We start from the raw sequence: 15,097 nt of genomic DNA on the forward strand, positions 1-15,097 counted from the left end.
GATGATCGGTGAAACCGCAGGTCAGCCCACCTTGCGGAACAGCCCCTCCTGCACCACGGACACGATCAGTTGCCCTTCGGGGTTGTAGATGCGGCCCCGGGCAAGACCCCGGCCGCCCACCGCGATCGGCGACTCCTGGTCGTAGAGGAACCACTCGTCCGCACGGAACGGCCGGTGGAACCACATGGCGTGGTCCAGCGACGCCATGTCGAAGCCCCGCGGCCCCCACAGCGGCTCGACCGGGATGCGCACCGCGTCGAGCAAGGTCATGTCACTGGCGTAGGTCAGCGCGCACGTGTGCACGAGCGGGTCGTCACCGAGCGGCCCCACCGCGCGCATCCACACGGCGCTGCGCGGTTCGGCTTCCTTGACGTCATCGGCGCTCCAGCGCAGCCGGTCCACATACCGGATGTCGAACGGCTGGCGCCGTGCCATGCGCTCCAACTGCTCGGGCAGTGTGCCCAGATGCTCCCGGATCTCGTCCGCGACCGTCGGCAGGGACTCGGGCTCCGGGATCTCGCGGCCCGGCGGCATCTGGTGCTCGAAGCTCCCTTGTTCAGGTTTGTGGAAGGAGGCGGTGAGATTGAAGATCGTCCGGCCCTCTTGCACCGCGGTGACCCGGCGGGTGGTGAAGGACCGCCCGTCCCGTACCCGCTCCACCTGGTACACGATCGGCACCCCCGGCCGGCCCGGGCGCAGGAAGTACGCGTGCAGCGAATGGACCGGGCGCTCGCCGTCCGTGGTGCGTCCGGCGGCGACCAGCGCCTGGCCGGCCACCTGGCCGCCGAAGACCCTCTGCAGGGACTCCTGCGGACTGCGGCCGCGGAAGATGTTGACTTCTATCTGCTCCAGGTCGAGCAGGTCGACGAGCCTTTCGGCCGGGTTGGTCATGGGTGGGAGACTCCTGGGTTCAGAACGGGTCGACGTTGGCTCACAGCTGGCCGACGTCGGTCACACGGACGACCGCGCGGCCCTCGGCGTCGGACGCGGCGAGATCGACTTCGGCGCTGATGCCCCAGTCGTGGTCGCCGGCGGGGTCGTCGAAGATCTGCCGCACGCGCCACAGCCCGTTCTGCGGCTCCTCCTTGATCACCAGCAGCTTGGGGCCGCGGGCGTCGGGACCGGTACCGAGGTCGTCGTACTCGTCCCAGTACTTGTCCATCGCCTCGCCCCAGGCCTCGGCGTCCCACCCGGACTCGGCGTCCATCTCGCCCAGCTCCCCGACCTGGTCGAGGGCGGCGAGTTCGACGCGGCGGAACATGGCGTTGCGGACCAGGACGCGGAACGCGCGCGCGTTGGAGGTGACCGGCTTGACCTGGTCGGCCTTCTCCTGGGCCTCCTCGGCGGTCATCTCCTCCGGGTTGGCCAGCTGTTCCCACTCGTCCAGCAGGCTGGAGTCGACCTGGCGCACCATCTCGCCGAGCCAGGCGATCAGGTCCTGAAGGTCTTCGGACTTCAGGTCGTCCGGGACGGTGTGCTCCAGGGCCTTGTACGCGCTGGCCAGGTAGCGCAGCACAATGCCCTCGGTGCGGGCCAGCTCGTAGAAGGACACCAACTCCGTGAACGACAGCGCCCGTTCGTACATGTCGCGGATCACGGACTTCGGCGACAGCGGATGGTCGCCCACCCACGGGTGACTCTTGCGGTAGGTGTTGTACGCGTGGAAGAGCAGCTCTTCCAGCGGCTTGGGGTACGTGATCTCCTGGAGGCGCTCCATGCGCTCCTCGTACTCGACACCATCCGCCTTCATGGCGGCAACGGCCTCGCCACGCGCCTTGTTCTGCTGGGCGGCGAGGATCTGGCGCGGGTCGTCCAGCGTGGACTCCACCACGGACACCATGTCCAGTGCGTAGGACGGCGACTCGGGGTCCAGCAGTTCGAACGCGGCCAGCGCGAAGGTGGACAGCGGCTGGTTGAGCGCGAAGTCCTGCTGGAGATCGACCGTGAGCCGGACGATACGGCCCTCGGCGTCCGGTCGGTCGAGCTTCTCCACGATGCCGCCGTCCAGCAGCGAGCGGTAGATGGCGATCGCCCGCCGGATGTGCCTCAGCTGCTGCTTGCGCGACTCGTGGTTGTCCTCCAGCAGGCGCCGCATCGCCTCGAAGGCGTTGCCGGGCCGTGCGATCACCGAGAGCAGCATTGTGTGCGTCACGCGGAAGCGGGAGGTCAGCGGCTCCGGCTCGGAGGCGATGAGTTTGTCGAAGGTGCTGTCCGTCCAGCCGACGAAGCCCTCCGGTGCCTTCTTGCGGACGACCTTGCGGCGCTTCTTCGGATCGTCGCCCGCCTTGGCGAGGGCCTTCTCGTTCTCGATGACGTGCTCGGGGGCCTGCGCGGCGACGAAGCCCTCGGTGTCGAAGCCCGCGCGGCCGGCCCGGCCGGCGATCTGGTGGAACTCACGGGCGCGCAGCGTGCGTACGCGGCTGCCGTCGTACTTGGTCAACGCGGTGAACAACACCGTGCGGATCGGCACGTTGACGCCCACGCCGAGCGTGTCCGTACCGCAGATCACCTTCAGCAGACCGGCCTGCGCCAGCTTCTCCACCAGACGCCGGTACTTGGGCAGCATGCCGGCGTGGTGGACGCCGATGCCGTGCCGGACGTAGCGGGAGAGGTTACGGCCGAACCTGGTGGTGAAGCGGAAGTTGCCGATCAGCTCGGCGATCTGGTCCTTCTCCTCACGCGAGCACATGTTGATGCTCATCAGCGCCTGCGCCCGTTCCACGGCCTGGGCCTGGGTGAAGTGGACGATGTACACGGGCGCCTGGCGCGTCTGCAGCAGGTCGGTGAGCGTCTCGGTGAGCGGTGTGCGCCGGTACTCGTAGGACAGGGGAACCGGGCGGGTCGCCGAACGGACCACCGCGGTGGGGCGCCCGGTGCGGCGGGTGAGGTCCTTCTCGAAGAAGGAGACGTCGCCGAGTGTGGCCGACATCAGGACGAACTGCGCCTGCGGCAGTTCCAGCAGCGGAATCTGCCAGGCCCAGCCCCGGTCGGGCTCCGCGTAGAAGTGGAACTCGTCCATGACGACCTGGCCGACGTCGGCGTCCTTGCCGTCGCGCAGCGCGATCGACGCGAGGACCTCCGCCGTGCAGCAGATGACGGGCGCGTCGGCGTTCACGGAGGCGTCGCCGGTGAGCATGCCGACGTTCTCGGTGCCGAACAGCTTGCACAGTTCGAAGAACTTCTCCGACACCAGCGCTTTGATCGGTGCCGTGTAGAAGGTGACCTCGTCCCTGGCCAGCGCGGCGAAGTGAGCGCCGGCGGCGATCATGCTCTTGCCGGACCCGGTGGGCGTCGACACGATCACGTTGGCTCCGGAGACCGCCTCGATCAGCGCCTCCTCCTGGTGGGGGTAGAGCGTGAGACCGCGCTCCTGCGCCCAGGATTCGAAGGCCTCGTACAGGGCGTCGGGGTCGGCGGTCGGCGGGAGCTGATCGATGAGGGTCACGCCCCCATCTTGCCTGGCGCCCCGGCCAAGACGGGAATCGGATGCCGGACCGAAGATCACGACCGCTACGCTGTGTCGCCGACAGGACATCGGCACACCGGGCCAACTGGACAGCGGCGCAAGAGGAATGGGGCGGGCATCGGCCATGATGGGACCAGCACACTCACTGTCGGGGGCGGCGGCCTGGCTCGGCGTCGGAGCCGCGGTCGCCGCGGCCGGGCACCCGATGCCCTGGCCGGTCCTGCTGGTCGGTGCGCTGATCTGCGCCGGGGCCGCGCTCGCCCCGGACCTGGACCACAAGGCCGCCACGATCTCGCGAGCCTTCGGACCCGTCTCGCACGCGTTGTGCGAGATCGTCGACAAGCTGTCCTACACCGTCTACAAGGCGTCGCGGAAGCAGGGCGACCCGCGCCGTTCCGGCGGGCACCGGACGCTGACGCACACCTGGCTGTGGGCGGTGCTGATCGGGGCGGGCACCTCCGCCCTGGCGATCACCGGGGGCCGCTGGGCGGTGCTCGCCATTCTTTTCGTGCACATGGTGCTGGCCATCGAGGGCCTGCTGTGGCGGGCGGCCCGCGGCTCCAGCAGCGCCGTCCTGGTCTGGCTGCTGGCCGCGACCAGCGCCTGGATCCTGGCGGACATCCTCGACCAGCCCGGCAACGGAGCGGACTGGCTGTTCACCGCTCCGGGCCAGGAGTACCTGTGGCTGGGCCTGCCGATCGTGCTGGGAGCGCTGGTGCACGACATCGGGGACGCGCTGACCGTCTCCGGATGCCCCATCCTGTGGCCGATACCGGTGGGCCGCAAGCGCTGGTACCCCATCGGTCCGCCGAAGGCGATGCGGTTCCGGGCGGGCAGCTGGGTCGAGCTCAAGGTGCTGATGCCGGCGTTCATGGTGCTCGGCGGAGTGGGCTGCGCGGTCGCGCTGAACTTCATCTGAGGGACGCGCTCAGCAGCGCCCGCGGTCCACAGCGCCCGGCGGTCCCACCCGGTCCCCGGTCCCGCCCGTCGCGCGGGCCCCGCCCGGCCCCGGCCGGGATGGCCGTCCCGCCGTCCTCGGTGGTCGGTCAGGCGGCTCCGTCGCCTCCGGGGCCCTGCACGCCGCCGTAGCGCCGCTCGAACCGGGCGATACGGCCCTCCGAGTCCACCGTGCGGGCCTTGCCGGTGTAGAACGGGTGGCTCTCCGAGGAGATCTCCACATCCACGACCGGGTAGGTCGCGCCGTCGTCCCACTCGATGGTCTGCTCACTGGTCGCGGTGGACCGGGTGAGGAAGGCGTAACCAGCGGCACGGTCCCGGAAGACGACGGGATGGTAGTCGGGTTGCTTGTCCTGCTGCATGGGTGCTCCTCGTGCGGCGGGGGAGAGGGTGACGGCTCACGGGCGGCCAGGTCAGCCCTGCGGGGCTTCCTCGTCGACGACGTGCATCGCGGCCTCCTCGGCGGAGGCGGCCGCGCCGTCGATGCCCACGTCGGTGGCGACCAGGGCACTCTCGTCGTCCTCGTGTGCTCCCTCGTCGGGGGCGACGAGACGGCCGGAGCGGGCGGCGCCGACCTCGTTGTCCAGGAGTTCCCCGTCGGTGTCCTCGCAGTCACCCAGGTCGTCGCCGTCCCAGGCGACCGTTTCGGGCAGCTCCTCGGCGAGGCGCTGGTCCAGGGTTTCGCCCTGCCGGCGCTCCGCGGCGGTCACGCCGGTGTGCTCCACGGCCCACGGCCGCTCGGGAGGCGACCAGCCACGGTCCAGGGGGTCGTCGACACCGTCGTACACCAGCGTGTCCTCCGGGTCGAGCACGCCCGTGTCCTCCCTGACCTCGGAGTCGTCGGGCTGGTAGACGTCGTCTCCCCATCCGTCGGCGCTGTCCACGGGTACCTCCAGGTGGTGGGGACGGGCCCGTTCTCTCTGCGGCCGGTGCGCGGCCGCCCTTGCACGGAACGCAGCCGACACCCGGCACCAACCGTACGGTTCCCGGGCGCTCCCCGAGCCGTTTCCGGTTTCCAGCCTTCCACCGCTGTTCGGCACCGCGCAACGGCACCGGCTGCGAGGCCCGGCCGATGCCCCGTCCACTACCGGTCCCGGCCCTGGCCCATCCCGGCCGCCGGGCCCGGTACCGCACCCGTCGAGGCGACGAAGCCGGTCCCGCCGACCCTGCCGGTCCCGCCCACCGCGCCCGCCGCCGCTCATGCCCGCCGCGAGGGAGCCGGTCCCACCGACTCCGCCGGTCCCACCGACCCCGCCGATATGGAACCGGTCCAAGTGACTGTGCCCGCCACCGCGCCGCTCACCGCGCCCGCCACCGTGGACGACAGGGACCGTGGCCCGCACGCCGTGCGGCGGGGCGGCTCGCGTTCCGCGGCAGGGGCCGGACGCAGGGCCGGGGGGTGCCGAGCGTTCGTGCGGTCACCCGTGCCAGGACCGCCACAGCGCCGCGTAGGCGCCGTTCGCCGCGACGAGTTCGTCGTGGCTGCCCAGCTCGCTGATGCGGCCGTTCTCGACCACGGCGATGACGTCGGCGTCGTGGGCCGTGTGGAGCCGGTGGGCGATGGCGACGACCGTGCGGCCGTCCAGGACGCGGGCCAGGGACCGCTCCAGATGCCGGGCCGCACGCGGGTCGAGCAGCGAGGTCGCCTCGTCCAGGACCAGCGTGTGCGGATCGGCCAGGACCAGCCGGGCCAGGGCGATCTGCTGGGCCTGGGCCGGGGTGAGGGCCAGACCGCCCGAGCCGACCTCGGTGTCCAGACCGTCGTCGAGGGCACGGGCCCAGCTGTCCGCGTCGACCGCGCCCAGTGCCGCCCACAGCTCGGCGTCGACGGCGTCCGTCCGGGCGAGCAGCAGATTGTCGCGCAGGGAGCCCACGAAGACGTGGTGCTCCTGGTTGACGAGGGCGACATGGGAGCGGACGCGTTCGGCGGGCATCCGGGAGAGTTCGGCGCCGCCGAGCGCGATCCGGCCGTCCCGGGGCGCGTAGATCCCGGCGAGCAGCCGGCCCAGCGTGGACTTTCCGGCGCCGGACGGGCCGACCAGGGCCAGCCGCGTGCCCGGGGCGACCTTCAGGGAGACCTCGCGCAGCACGTCGACGCCCTCCCGGTAGCCGAAGTGCACCCGGTCCGCGTCCACGTCCCGGCCGGAGGGGACCAGCGAGTCGTCCCCGGCGTCCGGCTCGATGTCGCGCACTCCGACGAGCCGGGCCAGCGACACCTGCGCCACCTGCAACTCGTCGTACCAGCGCAGGATCAGCCCCACCGGGTCGACCAGCATCTGCGCGATGAGGGCGCCCGTCGTCAGCTGGCCGACCCCGATCCAGCCCCGCAGGACGAACACGCCACCGACCATGAGCACGGAGGCGAGCACGGTGACGTGGGTGACGTTGATGACCGGGAAGAGCACCGACCGCAGCCAGAGTGTGTAGCGTTCCCACGCGGTCCATTGCGTGATCCGGAGTTCCGACAGGGCGACGCGGCGTTCGCCGAGGCGGTGTGCCTCGACGGTGCGCCCGGCGTCGACGGTCTCGGTGAGCGCGGCGGCCACGGCGGCGTAGCCGGCGGCCTCCGAGCGGTAGGCGGACGGCGCCCGCCGGAAGTACCAGCGGCAGCCGAGCACCAGCAGCGGCACGGCCAGCAGCACGGCCGCGGCGAGCGGCGGCGCGGTCAGCACCAGACCACCCAGCAGCAGCGTCACCCACACGACCCCGATCGCCAACTGCGGCACGGCCTCGCGCATAGCGTTGGCGAGCCGGTCGATGTCGGTGGTGATACGGGAGAGCAGGTCGCCGGTGCCCGCCCGCTCCAGCACGCCGGGCGGCAGGCCCACCGACCGGACGAGGAAGTCCTCGCGCAGGTCGGCCAGCATCCGCTCGCCGAGCATCGCCCCGCGCAGCCGGACCTCCCGTACGAACACCGCCTGGACGAGCAACGCGAGCACGAACAGTGCGACGGTGAGGGGCAGATGCAGCTCCCGGGTGCCGTCCGACACCCGTTCGACCAGACCGCCCAGCAGCCAGGGACCGGTCATGGAGGCCACCACGGCGACGGTGTTGACGGTGATGAGCAGGACGAAGGCACGCCGGTGCCGGCGCAGCAGCTCGGTCACATAGGAGCGTACGGTCGCGGCGGAGCCGACGGGCAGGGTGTCGGCCGTCGTCGGGGCCGCCGGGTCGTAGACAGGGGGCGCCACGCCGATCATGCCGTCTCCTCCATCTCTTCCAGGTCCTCTTGCAAGGCCTCTTCCAGGGCCTCTTCCGTGGCGTCCCGCGGGGCGGCCTCGTCGTCGCGCGGCGCGTCGTGCGGCGGGCGGTCCCCTGCGGCCCGCAGCCTGCCGCCTCCGTCGAGCAGGTGGTGCGCGGCGCGCTCCTCGTCGGTCTCCCGGGTCACCACCGCCCGGTACCGGGGTTCGGTGTGCACCAGGTTCCGGTGCACACCGACCGCGGCGACACTGCCCTCGTGGACCAGCACCACCCGGTCGGCGCGGTCCAGGAGCAGGGGCGAGGAGGTGAACACCACCGTGGTGCGTCCGGCCCGCAGATCGCGCAGGCCTTGCGCGATCCGCGCCTCGGTGTGCGAGTCGACGGCGGAGGTCGGTTCGTCCAGGACGAGCACCTCCGGGTCGGTGATCAGCGACCGGGCCAGAGCCAGACGCTGGCGCTGGCCGCCGGAGAGGGACCGGCCGCGCTCGGTGATCCGGACGCCCATCGGGTCCTCGGCGGCCGGTGACGATTGCGCGAGCGCGTCCAGGACGTCGTCGCACTGGGCGGCGGTGAGCGCCTCCCGGGTGGTGACCTTCCCCGAGGCGGGCACGTCGAGCAGTTCGCGCAGCGATCCCGACAGCAGCACCGGGTCCTTGTCCTGGACCAGGACGGCCGTGCGCGCGGAGTCGAGTGGCAACTCGTCCAGCGGTACGCCCCCGAGCAGCGCGGAAGTGCCCGGCTCGGTGGGATGGCCGCCGAGTCGTTCCGCCAGTCGGCCTGCGGCGTCCGGGTCGCCGCAGACCACGGCGGTGAGCCGTCCGGTTGGTGCCCGAAGGCCGGTCGCCGGGTCGTGCAGATCACCTGACGGCACGACGGGTGCCCGTGTCCCGGTCCCGTCGGTGGCCCGCTCAAGGGACAGCACCCGGGCGGCCCGGGTGGCCGACGGGCGGGAGAAGGAGTACGCCATGGCGATCTCGACGAAGTGCCGCAGTGGATAGGTGAGAACCATGACGGAGCTGTAGACGGTGACGAGTTCGCCCACGCTGATACGGCCCGCGCGGGCCAGGTGCACGCCGTACCAGACGACCCCGATCAGCAGCAGGCCCGGCAGCAGGACCTGGATCGCGGCGATCAGGGACCACATGCGGGCACTGCGGACGGCCGCGTGCCGTACCTCCTGGGAGGCACGCCGGTAGCGGTCGAGGAACAGCTCCTCCCCGCCGATACCGCGCAGTACTCGCAGCCCGGCGACGGTGTCCGAGGCCAGTTCGGTGGCGCGGCCCGCCTTCTCGCGCTGGACGTCGGCGCGCCGGGTCGCGCGCGGCAGCAACGGCAGCACCGCGAGAGCCAGCGCGGGCAGACCCACGGCGACGACCACGCCCAGCGCGGGCTGGTAGACGACGAGGGCGACACAGACCAGCACGATGGTGAGGGCCGCCGCGGTGAACCGGGACACGGCCTCCACGAACCAGCCGATTTTCTCGACGTCTGCCGTGGAGACGGCGACCACCTCGCCGGCGGCCACCCGCCGGCTCAGTGCGGAGCCCAGCCCGGCGGCCTTGCGGGCGAGCAGTTGCTGGACGCGGGCCGCGGCGGTGATCCAGTTGGTGATCGCGGCGCGGTGCAGGTAGGTGTCGCCGAGCGCGTTGCCGGCACAAGCCACCGTCAGCAGCCCGCCGGCGAGGGCCAGCCGCGCACCCGAACGGTCGACGACCGCCTGGACGGCGAGGCCGACGCAGAACGGCAGGGAGGAGACGGAGGCGAAGTGCAGCAGTCCCCATGCCAGTGCCTTCATCTGCCCGCCCAGCTGGTTCCGCCCCAGCCACCACAGGAGTCGGGGACCCGAGCGTGCGTCAGGCACGCCCGGATCGGGATACGGAAGATCTTTAATCTGCATGACGTCCCAGTGGCTCGTGTCAGGGGCGGAAGCTGCCGCCGGGGCGGCGGGCGAGCCGTGACAGCCTGGCTTCGCAAAGTGGTCGAAAGCAAGCGGTTTTCCGTACGGGGGAACGGGATTGGCCGTCTCGCCCCCGACCCGTCGGATGCCGGGGCCCGCCACGTTCCGGCCCCACGCCAGGGGCCTCTGACCAGGAGTCGACGAGTGAAATGCCTCAATAGGAAGGAGATAAGGCTATTTGGGCCAATCTCGACTAGATCATGTCGTGCCTCCTGGTCAAGATGAGGACATGCAGACTCGCGGTGCAAGACGTGTGATGGTCGCTGCGGCGACCTGTGGTTTCCTTCTGGCGACGGTGGCCGCGTGCGGCGGAACGCCCAACGAGGTCCGTCATTACGGCGACATGCCCAGGCCGGGCGGGCCGACGGGGACCGCCCGGCCCAGCCCGCCCGTGGTGCAGTCCCGGGTTCCGGGCATCGGAGACCGGATGTGGCAGCGGATACCCGTCGGCACCCGGCAGATCGTGGCGGTCTACGGTGATCACAAGACCTCCCCCGACTCCACGCTCGTTCTCTACGAGAAACAGGGCGCCAAGTGGGAGCCGCAGGGGAGTTGGCCGGCGCACAACGGCAAGCGCGGGTGGGCGATCGACCACCGGGAGGGCGACGAGCGCAGCCCGGTGGGAGTGTTCACGCTCTCCGACGCGGGTGGCGTCCTCGACGACCCGGGCACCCGGCTTCCGTACACCCAGGACGCGGATGCCTTCATCTCCCCCTTCTACTGGGACGAAGCGCACTGGCGCGACTTCGACTACGTCATCGCCATCGACTACAACCGCCTGCGCGGTACCCGTCCGGACGATCCGACCCGTCCGCTGGGCCAGAGCAAGGGTGGCGGCATCTGGCTGCACCTGGACCACGGTGACGGCACGCTGGGCTGCGTGAGTGTTCCGGAGTCCGGGATGGAGTACCTGCTCCGCAGGCTCGATCCGAAGAGCAAGCCCGTCATAGTCATGGGGGACAAGGCCAACCTGCGACTGTAGCCGCCGCATTGGCCGAGTGGTCGGCGAAAGGGTGCCCTGTATGCAAGCCCGCGCCGTGTGCGCAAGCCGCTCCGCACTGCCCTCGCTTCTGGTGTCAACGCGCCCTGCTCAGCTCGGCGTTGACGTGTCGAAGGCACGGGTTCAGCAGCCGCGCCCCTGGGTGGGCACCGTGCCCACCAGCGTATCCAGCAGTCCGCCGAGCGTCTTGCGCTGCTCGCCCGTCAGGGGCGCCAGGATCTCCTCCGCGGCGGCTCGCCGGGCGCGGCGCAGCTCCCGCAGAGCCTTGTGTCCGTCGTTGGTGAGCTCGATGCGGATGACCCGGCGGTTGGCCGGATCGGGGACCCGGCGCACCTTGCCACTTCCCTCGAGGCCGTCCACGAGTGTGGTCACCGCGCGGGGCACGACCTCCAGGGACTCGGCGAGATCCGCCATGCGGGGCGGCCCGCCGAAGTGCGCCAGGGTACGCAGCAGCCGGGACTGGGCGGGCGTGATGCCCAGGGCGTGCTGTTCGAGGTGCCGCTTCTGGATGCGGTGCACCCGGCGGGTGAGCCGCAGCAGTTGCTCGGCGAGAAGACCGTCGGGGTCGGGGGAGGTCATGCCGGAACAATACCAGGACCACGTTCATTGTGAGTATAGGTAACAGTGAGCTAGGATCGGGTGGTCGTCGTCGGCCGCACCTGCGATCCGGCGCCCACCCACCCCCGTAGGAGCTCATGCATCCCGACCATCACCCCATCTGGACCCCACCCGCCGACGCCAGGGAGCAGCCGCGGCAGGTCCGCCGGATCCTGCGGCTCTTCCGCCCCTACCGGGGCCGTCTCGCGATCGTCGGCCTGCTGGTGGGAGCCGCCTCGTTGGTCTCCGTCGCCACGCCCTTCCTGCTGAAGGAGACCCTCGACGTCGCGATCCCGCAGGGTCGCACCGGCCTGCTGAGCCTGCTCGCGCTCGGCATGATCCTCAGCGCCGTCCTCACGAGCGTCTTCGGCGTGCTGCAGACGCTGATCTCCACGACCGTCGGCCAGCGTGTCATGCACGACCTGCGCACCGCCGTCTACGGGCGGCTGCAGCGCATGTCCCTCGCCTTCTTCACCCGGACCCGCACCGGTGAGGTGCAGTCCCGCATCGCCAACGACATCGGTGGCATGCAGGCCACCGTCACCTCCACCGCCACCTCGCTCGTCTCCAACCTCACCAGCGTGGTCGCCACGATCGTCGCGATGGTCGTCCTCGACTGGCGGCTCACCGTCGTCTCGCTGCTGCTGCTCCCGGTGTTCGTGTGGATCAGCCGCCGTGTCGGCAACGAGCGCAAGAAGATCACCACTCAGCGGCAGAAGCAGATGGCCGCGATCGCCGCCACGGTCACCGAATCCCTCTCCGTCAGCGGCATCCTGCTCGGCCGCACGATGGGCCGCTCCGCGTCGCTGACCGAGTCCTTCGCCGCCGAGTCGGAAGGCCTGGTCGACCTCGAAGTGAAGTCGAACATGGCCGGGCGCTGGCGCATGGCCGTCATCACGATCGTCATGGCCGCCCTGCCCGCCGTCATCTACTGGACCGCGGGCGTCGCCCTCCAGGTCGGCGGCCCGCAGGTCTCCATCGGCACGATCGTCGCCTTCGTCTCGCTCCAGCAGGGCCTGTTCCGGCCGACCGTCAGCCTGCTGTCCACTGGTGTGCAGATCCAGACCTCGCTCGCGCTGTTCCAGCGCATCTTCGAGTACCTCGACCTGCCGATCGACATCACCGAGCGCGAGCAGCCGGTCCACCTCGACCGCGTCAAGGGCGAGGTCCGCTTCGAAGACGTCGACTTCCGCTACGACGACAAGAGCGGCCCGATCCTGGAGGGCATCGACGTCACCGTGCCCGCCGGCAGCAGCCTCGCGATCGTCGGTCCGACCGGCGCCGGCAAGTCCACGCTCGGCTACCTGGTGCCCCGGCTGTACGACGTGACCGGCGGCCGCGTCACCATCGACGGGGTCGACGTGCGCGACCTCGACTTCGACACCCTCGCCCGCGCGGTCGGCGTCGTCTCCCAGGAGACGTACCTCTTCCACGCCTCGGTCGCCGAGAACCTCCGCTTCGCCAAGCCGGACGCCACCGACGAGGAGCTTCGGGCGGCGGCGAAGGCGGCGCAGATCCACGACCACATCGCGGCCCTGCCCGACGGCTACGACACGGTCGTCGGCGAACGCGGCCACCGCTTCTCCGGCGGTGAGAAGCAGCGCCTGGCCATCGCCCGGACCATCCTGCGCGACCCGCCGGTCCTCATCCTCGACGAGGCCACCAGCGCCCTGGACACCCGTACGGAGGCCGCCGTGCAGGAGGCCATCGACGCCCTGTCCGCCAACCGGACGACCCTGACCATCGCGCACCGCCTGTCCACCGTCCGCGGGGCCGACCAGATCGTGGTCCTCGACTCCGGGCGGCCGGCCGAACGCGGTACGCACCAGGAGTTGCTGGAACTCGACGGACGCTACGCGGCCCTGGTGCGCCGGGACGCGCAACTGGAACCGACAAGCTGAAGATATGCCGGGTTTGCGACCCCTTGGGGGTTACCGTGCCCGCATGCAGAGGAACACTCCGTCACGGAGAATCAGCCGACTGACACGCCGGGGCCGTGTGGCCCTGGGCCTGACCGGGGCCGTCCTGGCCGGCACCGCCGTGGCGGTGTCGCTGCTGACGATCCACCGCGACGACGCCCCGGCCGTACCCCGCACGCTGGTGATCCCCGAGGGCTGGCGGTCCGGCCAGATCTACGCCGCCATCGACAAGGCCCTCGCCCTGGCACCCGGCACCACGAAGCAGTCGCTCGCCGACGCCCAACTGAACCTGCCGAGCGCCGCCGAGGGCAACCCGGAAGGCTACCTCTTCCCGGCGACGTACCCCATCGACGAGAAGACCACCCCGCAGTCCCTGCTGGCCTACATGGTCGACACCGCGAACAAGAGGTTCGACGCGGCCCCGGTCGCCGCCGGCCCACAGCGCCACTCCATGAGCCTGTACCAGGCGATCACCATCGCGAGCATCGTCCAGGCCGAGGCCGCCTCGAAGGCCGACATGAGCAAGGTGGCCCGAGTCGTCTTCAACCGGCTGGAGCGCGGCATGCCGCTGCAGATGGACTCCACCCTCAACTACGCCCTCAACCGCAGCACGGTCCGCACGAGCGCGGAGGAAACCCGGATGGACAGCCCCTACAACTCCTACCAGCGCATGGGGCTGCCGCCGACGCCCATCGACAGTCCCGGCGAGGACGCCATGCGCGCCGTCGCCAACCCGGCGCAGGGCGACTGGCTGTACTTCGTCACCGTCAAGCCGGGCGACACGCGCTTCACCGCCGACTACACGGAGCACCAGCGCAATGTGGAGGAGTTCAACGCCCATCTGAGAGGCAGCAGCCCGCAGCCCGCGAAGTGAGCCGTGCCCGGCGCGGGCGGTCCACGCCGGTCACGCCGCGGCGGCCGGCTCCCCCTCCAGCAGGCGCCTGATGTCCCGGACGGCCGCGCGTCCGGCCCGGTTGGCGCCGATCGTGCTGGCCGAAGGGCCGTAGCCGACCAGGTGGATCCGGGGATCGGCGACGGCCCGGGTGCCGTCCACACGGATGCCGCCCCCCGGTTCGCGCAGCCCGAGCGGCGCCAGATGCCGGAGCGAAGGCCGGAATCCGGTTGCCCAGAGGATGACGTCGGCCGCCACGTGCCGTCCGTCCGCCCACCGCACCCCGTCCGGGGTGATCCGGTCGAACATCGGCTGCCGGTCCAGGACCCCGTCCTTCAGCCCCTGCCGTACGGCGTCGTTCAGCGGAAGTCCCGTCACCGAGACGACACTCCTGGGCGGCAGCCCCTGCCGCACCCGCTCCTCGACCAGCGCGACAGCCGCACGCCCCGCGTCCTCGTCGAACGGGCCGTCACGGAAGACCGGCGGCCGTCGCGTCACCCAGGTGGTGGCGGCCGCGAACGGGGCGATCTCCAGCAGGTGCTGGGTGCCGGAGGCGCCGCCGCCCACCACGATCACGCGCTGCCCGGCGAACTCCCCGGGCCCGGCGTACTGCGCCGTGTGCAACTGCCGCCCGCGGAAGGTCTCCTGACCCGGGTACCGCGGCCAGAACGGCTGGTCCCAGGTACCGGTCGCGTTGATCAGCGCCCGAGTCGCCCAGGTGCCGTCGGAGGTCTCGACGAGCAGCCGCCCGCCGGGGCCGTCCGTGACCGCGGTGACCTCCACCGGCCGCTGTACCCGCAGGTCGAAGGCGCGTTCGTAGTCGGCGAAGTACGCGGCGACGACCTCCGACGACGGCCGCGCGGGATCGGCGCCGATCAGCTCCATCCCCGGCAGCGCGTGCATCCCGTGCACCTTGCCGTACGTCAGCGACGGCCACCGGAACTGCCAAGCGCCGCCCGGACCGGCGGGGCGGTCGAGCACGACGAAGTCGCGGTCCGGCTCGAACCCGGTGCGCCGCAGGTGATAGGCGCTGGACAGACCCGCCTGACCAGCGCCCACGACGACCACGTCGACCTCACGTATGGTGTTCACGCTTCTTCCAACCGTG

At 71.1% G+C, this 15,097-nt stretch carries 12 protein-coding genes; 4 read left to right on the forward strand and 8 right to left on the reverse strand.

What is annotated here, in order from left to right:
- Positions 1-21: 21 nt before the first annotated feature.
- Both ACFY4A_RS34610 and ACFY4A_RS34615 read right to left on the reverse strand, forming a co-directional pair.
- Positions 22-891: an acyl-CoA thioesterase gene (locus ACFY4A_RS34610; protein ID WP_390833273.1), complete on the reverse strand. Its 870-nt coding sequence runs from the start codon at positions 889-891 to the stop codon at positions 22-24.
- Positions 892-931: 40 nt separating this feature from the next.
- Positions 932-3,445 (reverse strand): DEAD/DEAH box helicase, encoded by a 2,514-nt coding sequence (locus ACFY4A_RS34615; RefSeq protein ID WP_390833274.1) that lies wholly within the window; start codon positions 3,443-3,445, stop codon positions 932-934.
- Positions 3,446-3,590: 145 nt separating this feature from the next.
- On the opposite strand from ACFY4A_RS34615, the gene ACFY4A_RS34620 reads away from it, so the two are divergent.
- Positions 3,591-4,385 carry a metal-dependent hydrolase gene (locus ACFY4A_RS34620; protein WP_390833275.1) on the forward strand — a complete coding sequence of 265 codons (795 nt, stop codon included), beginning with the start codon at positions 3,591-3,593 and terminating at the stop codon, positions 4,383-4,385.
- Positions 4,386-4,512: 127 nt separating this feature from the next.
- Here ACFY4A_RS34620 and ACFY4A_RS34625 read toward each other — a convergent pair whose 3' ends face one another.
- The 4 genes from ACFY4A_RS34625 to ACFY4A_RS34640 form a co-directional block, all read right to left on the reverse strand.
- The gene (locus tag ACFY4A_RS34625; RefSeq protein ID WP_390833276.1) at positions 4,513-4,785 is read right to left on the reverse strand and encodes a type B 50S ribosomal protein L31; all 273 of its coding nucleotides are present in this window, start codon (positions 4,783-4,785) and stop codon (positions 4,513-4,515) included.
- A 51-nt stretch (positions 4,786-4,836) separates the two neighbouring features.
- Positions 4,837-5,307: a DUF5709 domain-containing protein gene (locus ACFY4A_RS34630; RefSeq protein WP_390833277.1), complete on the reverse strand. Its 471-nt coding sequence runs from the start codon at positions 5,305-5,307 to the stop codon at positions 4,837-4,839.
- Between the two features lie 534 nt (positions 5,308-5,841).
- The gene (locus tag ACFY4A_RS34635; protein WP_390833278.1) at positions 5,842-7,623 is read right to left on the reverse strand and encodes an ABC transporter ATP-binding protein; all 1,782 of its coding nucleotides are present in this window, start codon (positions 7,621-7,623) and stop codon (positions 5,842-5,844) included.
- On the reverse strand, positions 7,620-9,521 hold the full coding sequence (locus ACFY4A_RS34640; RefSeq protein ID WP_390833279.1) for an ABC transporter transmembrane domain-containing protein: 1,902 nt from the start codon (positions 9,519-9,521) through the stop codon (positions 7,620-7,622). The genes ACFY4A_RS34635 and ACFY4A_RS34640 overlap by 4 nt, the downstream gene beginning before the upstream one ends.
- A gap of 289 nt (positions 9,522-9,810) precedes the next feature.
- Here ACFY4A_RS34640 and ACFY4A_RS34645 point away from each other — a divergent pair, with 289 nt between their 5' ends.
- The gene (locus ACFY4A_RS34645) at positions 9,811-10,563 is read left to right on the forward strand and encodes a L,D-transpeptidase family protein (RefSeq protein ID WP_390833280.1); all 753 of its coding nucleotides are present in this window, start codon (positions 9,811-9,813) and stop codon (positions 10,561-10,563) included.
- Positions 10,564-10,704: 141 nt separating this feature from the next.
- On the opposite strand, the gene ACFY4A_RS34650 is transcribed toward ACFY4A_RS34645, so the two are convergent.
- A complete protein-coding gene (locus tag ACFY4A_RS34650) occupies positions 10,705-11,160 on the reverse strand; it encodes a MarR family winged helix-turn-helix transcriptional regulator (protein WP_390833281.1) in 456 nt (151 codons plus the stop codon).
- A gap of 116 nt (positions 11,161-11,276) precedes the next feature.
- On the opposite strand from ACFY4A_RS34650, the gene ACFY4A_RS34655 reads away from it, so the two are divergent.
- Both ACFY4A_RS34655 and mltG read left to right on the forward strand, forming a co-directional pair.
- Positions 11,277-13,079, forward strand: a complete 1,803-nt coding sequence (locus ACFY4A_RS34655) for an ABC transporter ATP-binding protein (protein ID WP_390833282.1) — start codon at positions 11,277-11,279, stop codon at positions 13,077-13,079.
- A 43-nt stretch (positions 13,080-13,122) separates the two neighbouring features.
- Positions 13,123-13,971, forward strand: coding sequence for an endolytic transglycosylase MltG (gene mltG, locus ACFY4A_RS34660; RefSeq protein ID WP_390833283.1), 849 nt, complete (start codon positions 13,123-13,125; stop codon positions 13,969-13,971).
- A gap of 30 nt (positions 13,972-14,001) precedes the next feature.
- Here the strand turns inward: mltG and ACFY4A_RS34665 are convergent, their stop codons facing one another.
- Positions 14,002-15,081, reverse strand: a complete 1,080-nt coding sequence (locus ACFY4A_RS34665; RefSeq protein WP_390833284.1) for an NAD(P)-binding domain-containing protein — start codon at positions 15,079-15,081, stop codon at positions 14,002-14,004.
- Positions 15,082-15,097 lie beyond the last annotated feature (16 nt).

The sequence above is a fragment of the Streptomyces sp. NPDC001292 genome (assembly GCF_042896465.1).
In the GTDB taxonomy this organism is placed as follows: Bacteria; Actinomycetota; Actinomycetes; order Streptomycetales; family Streptomycetaceae; genus Streptomyces.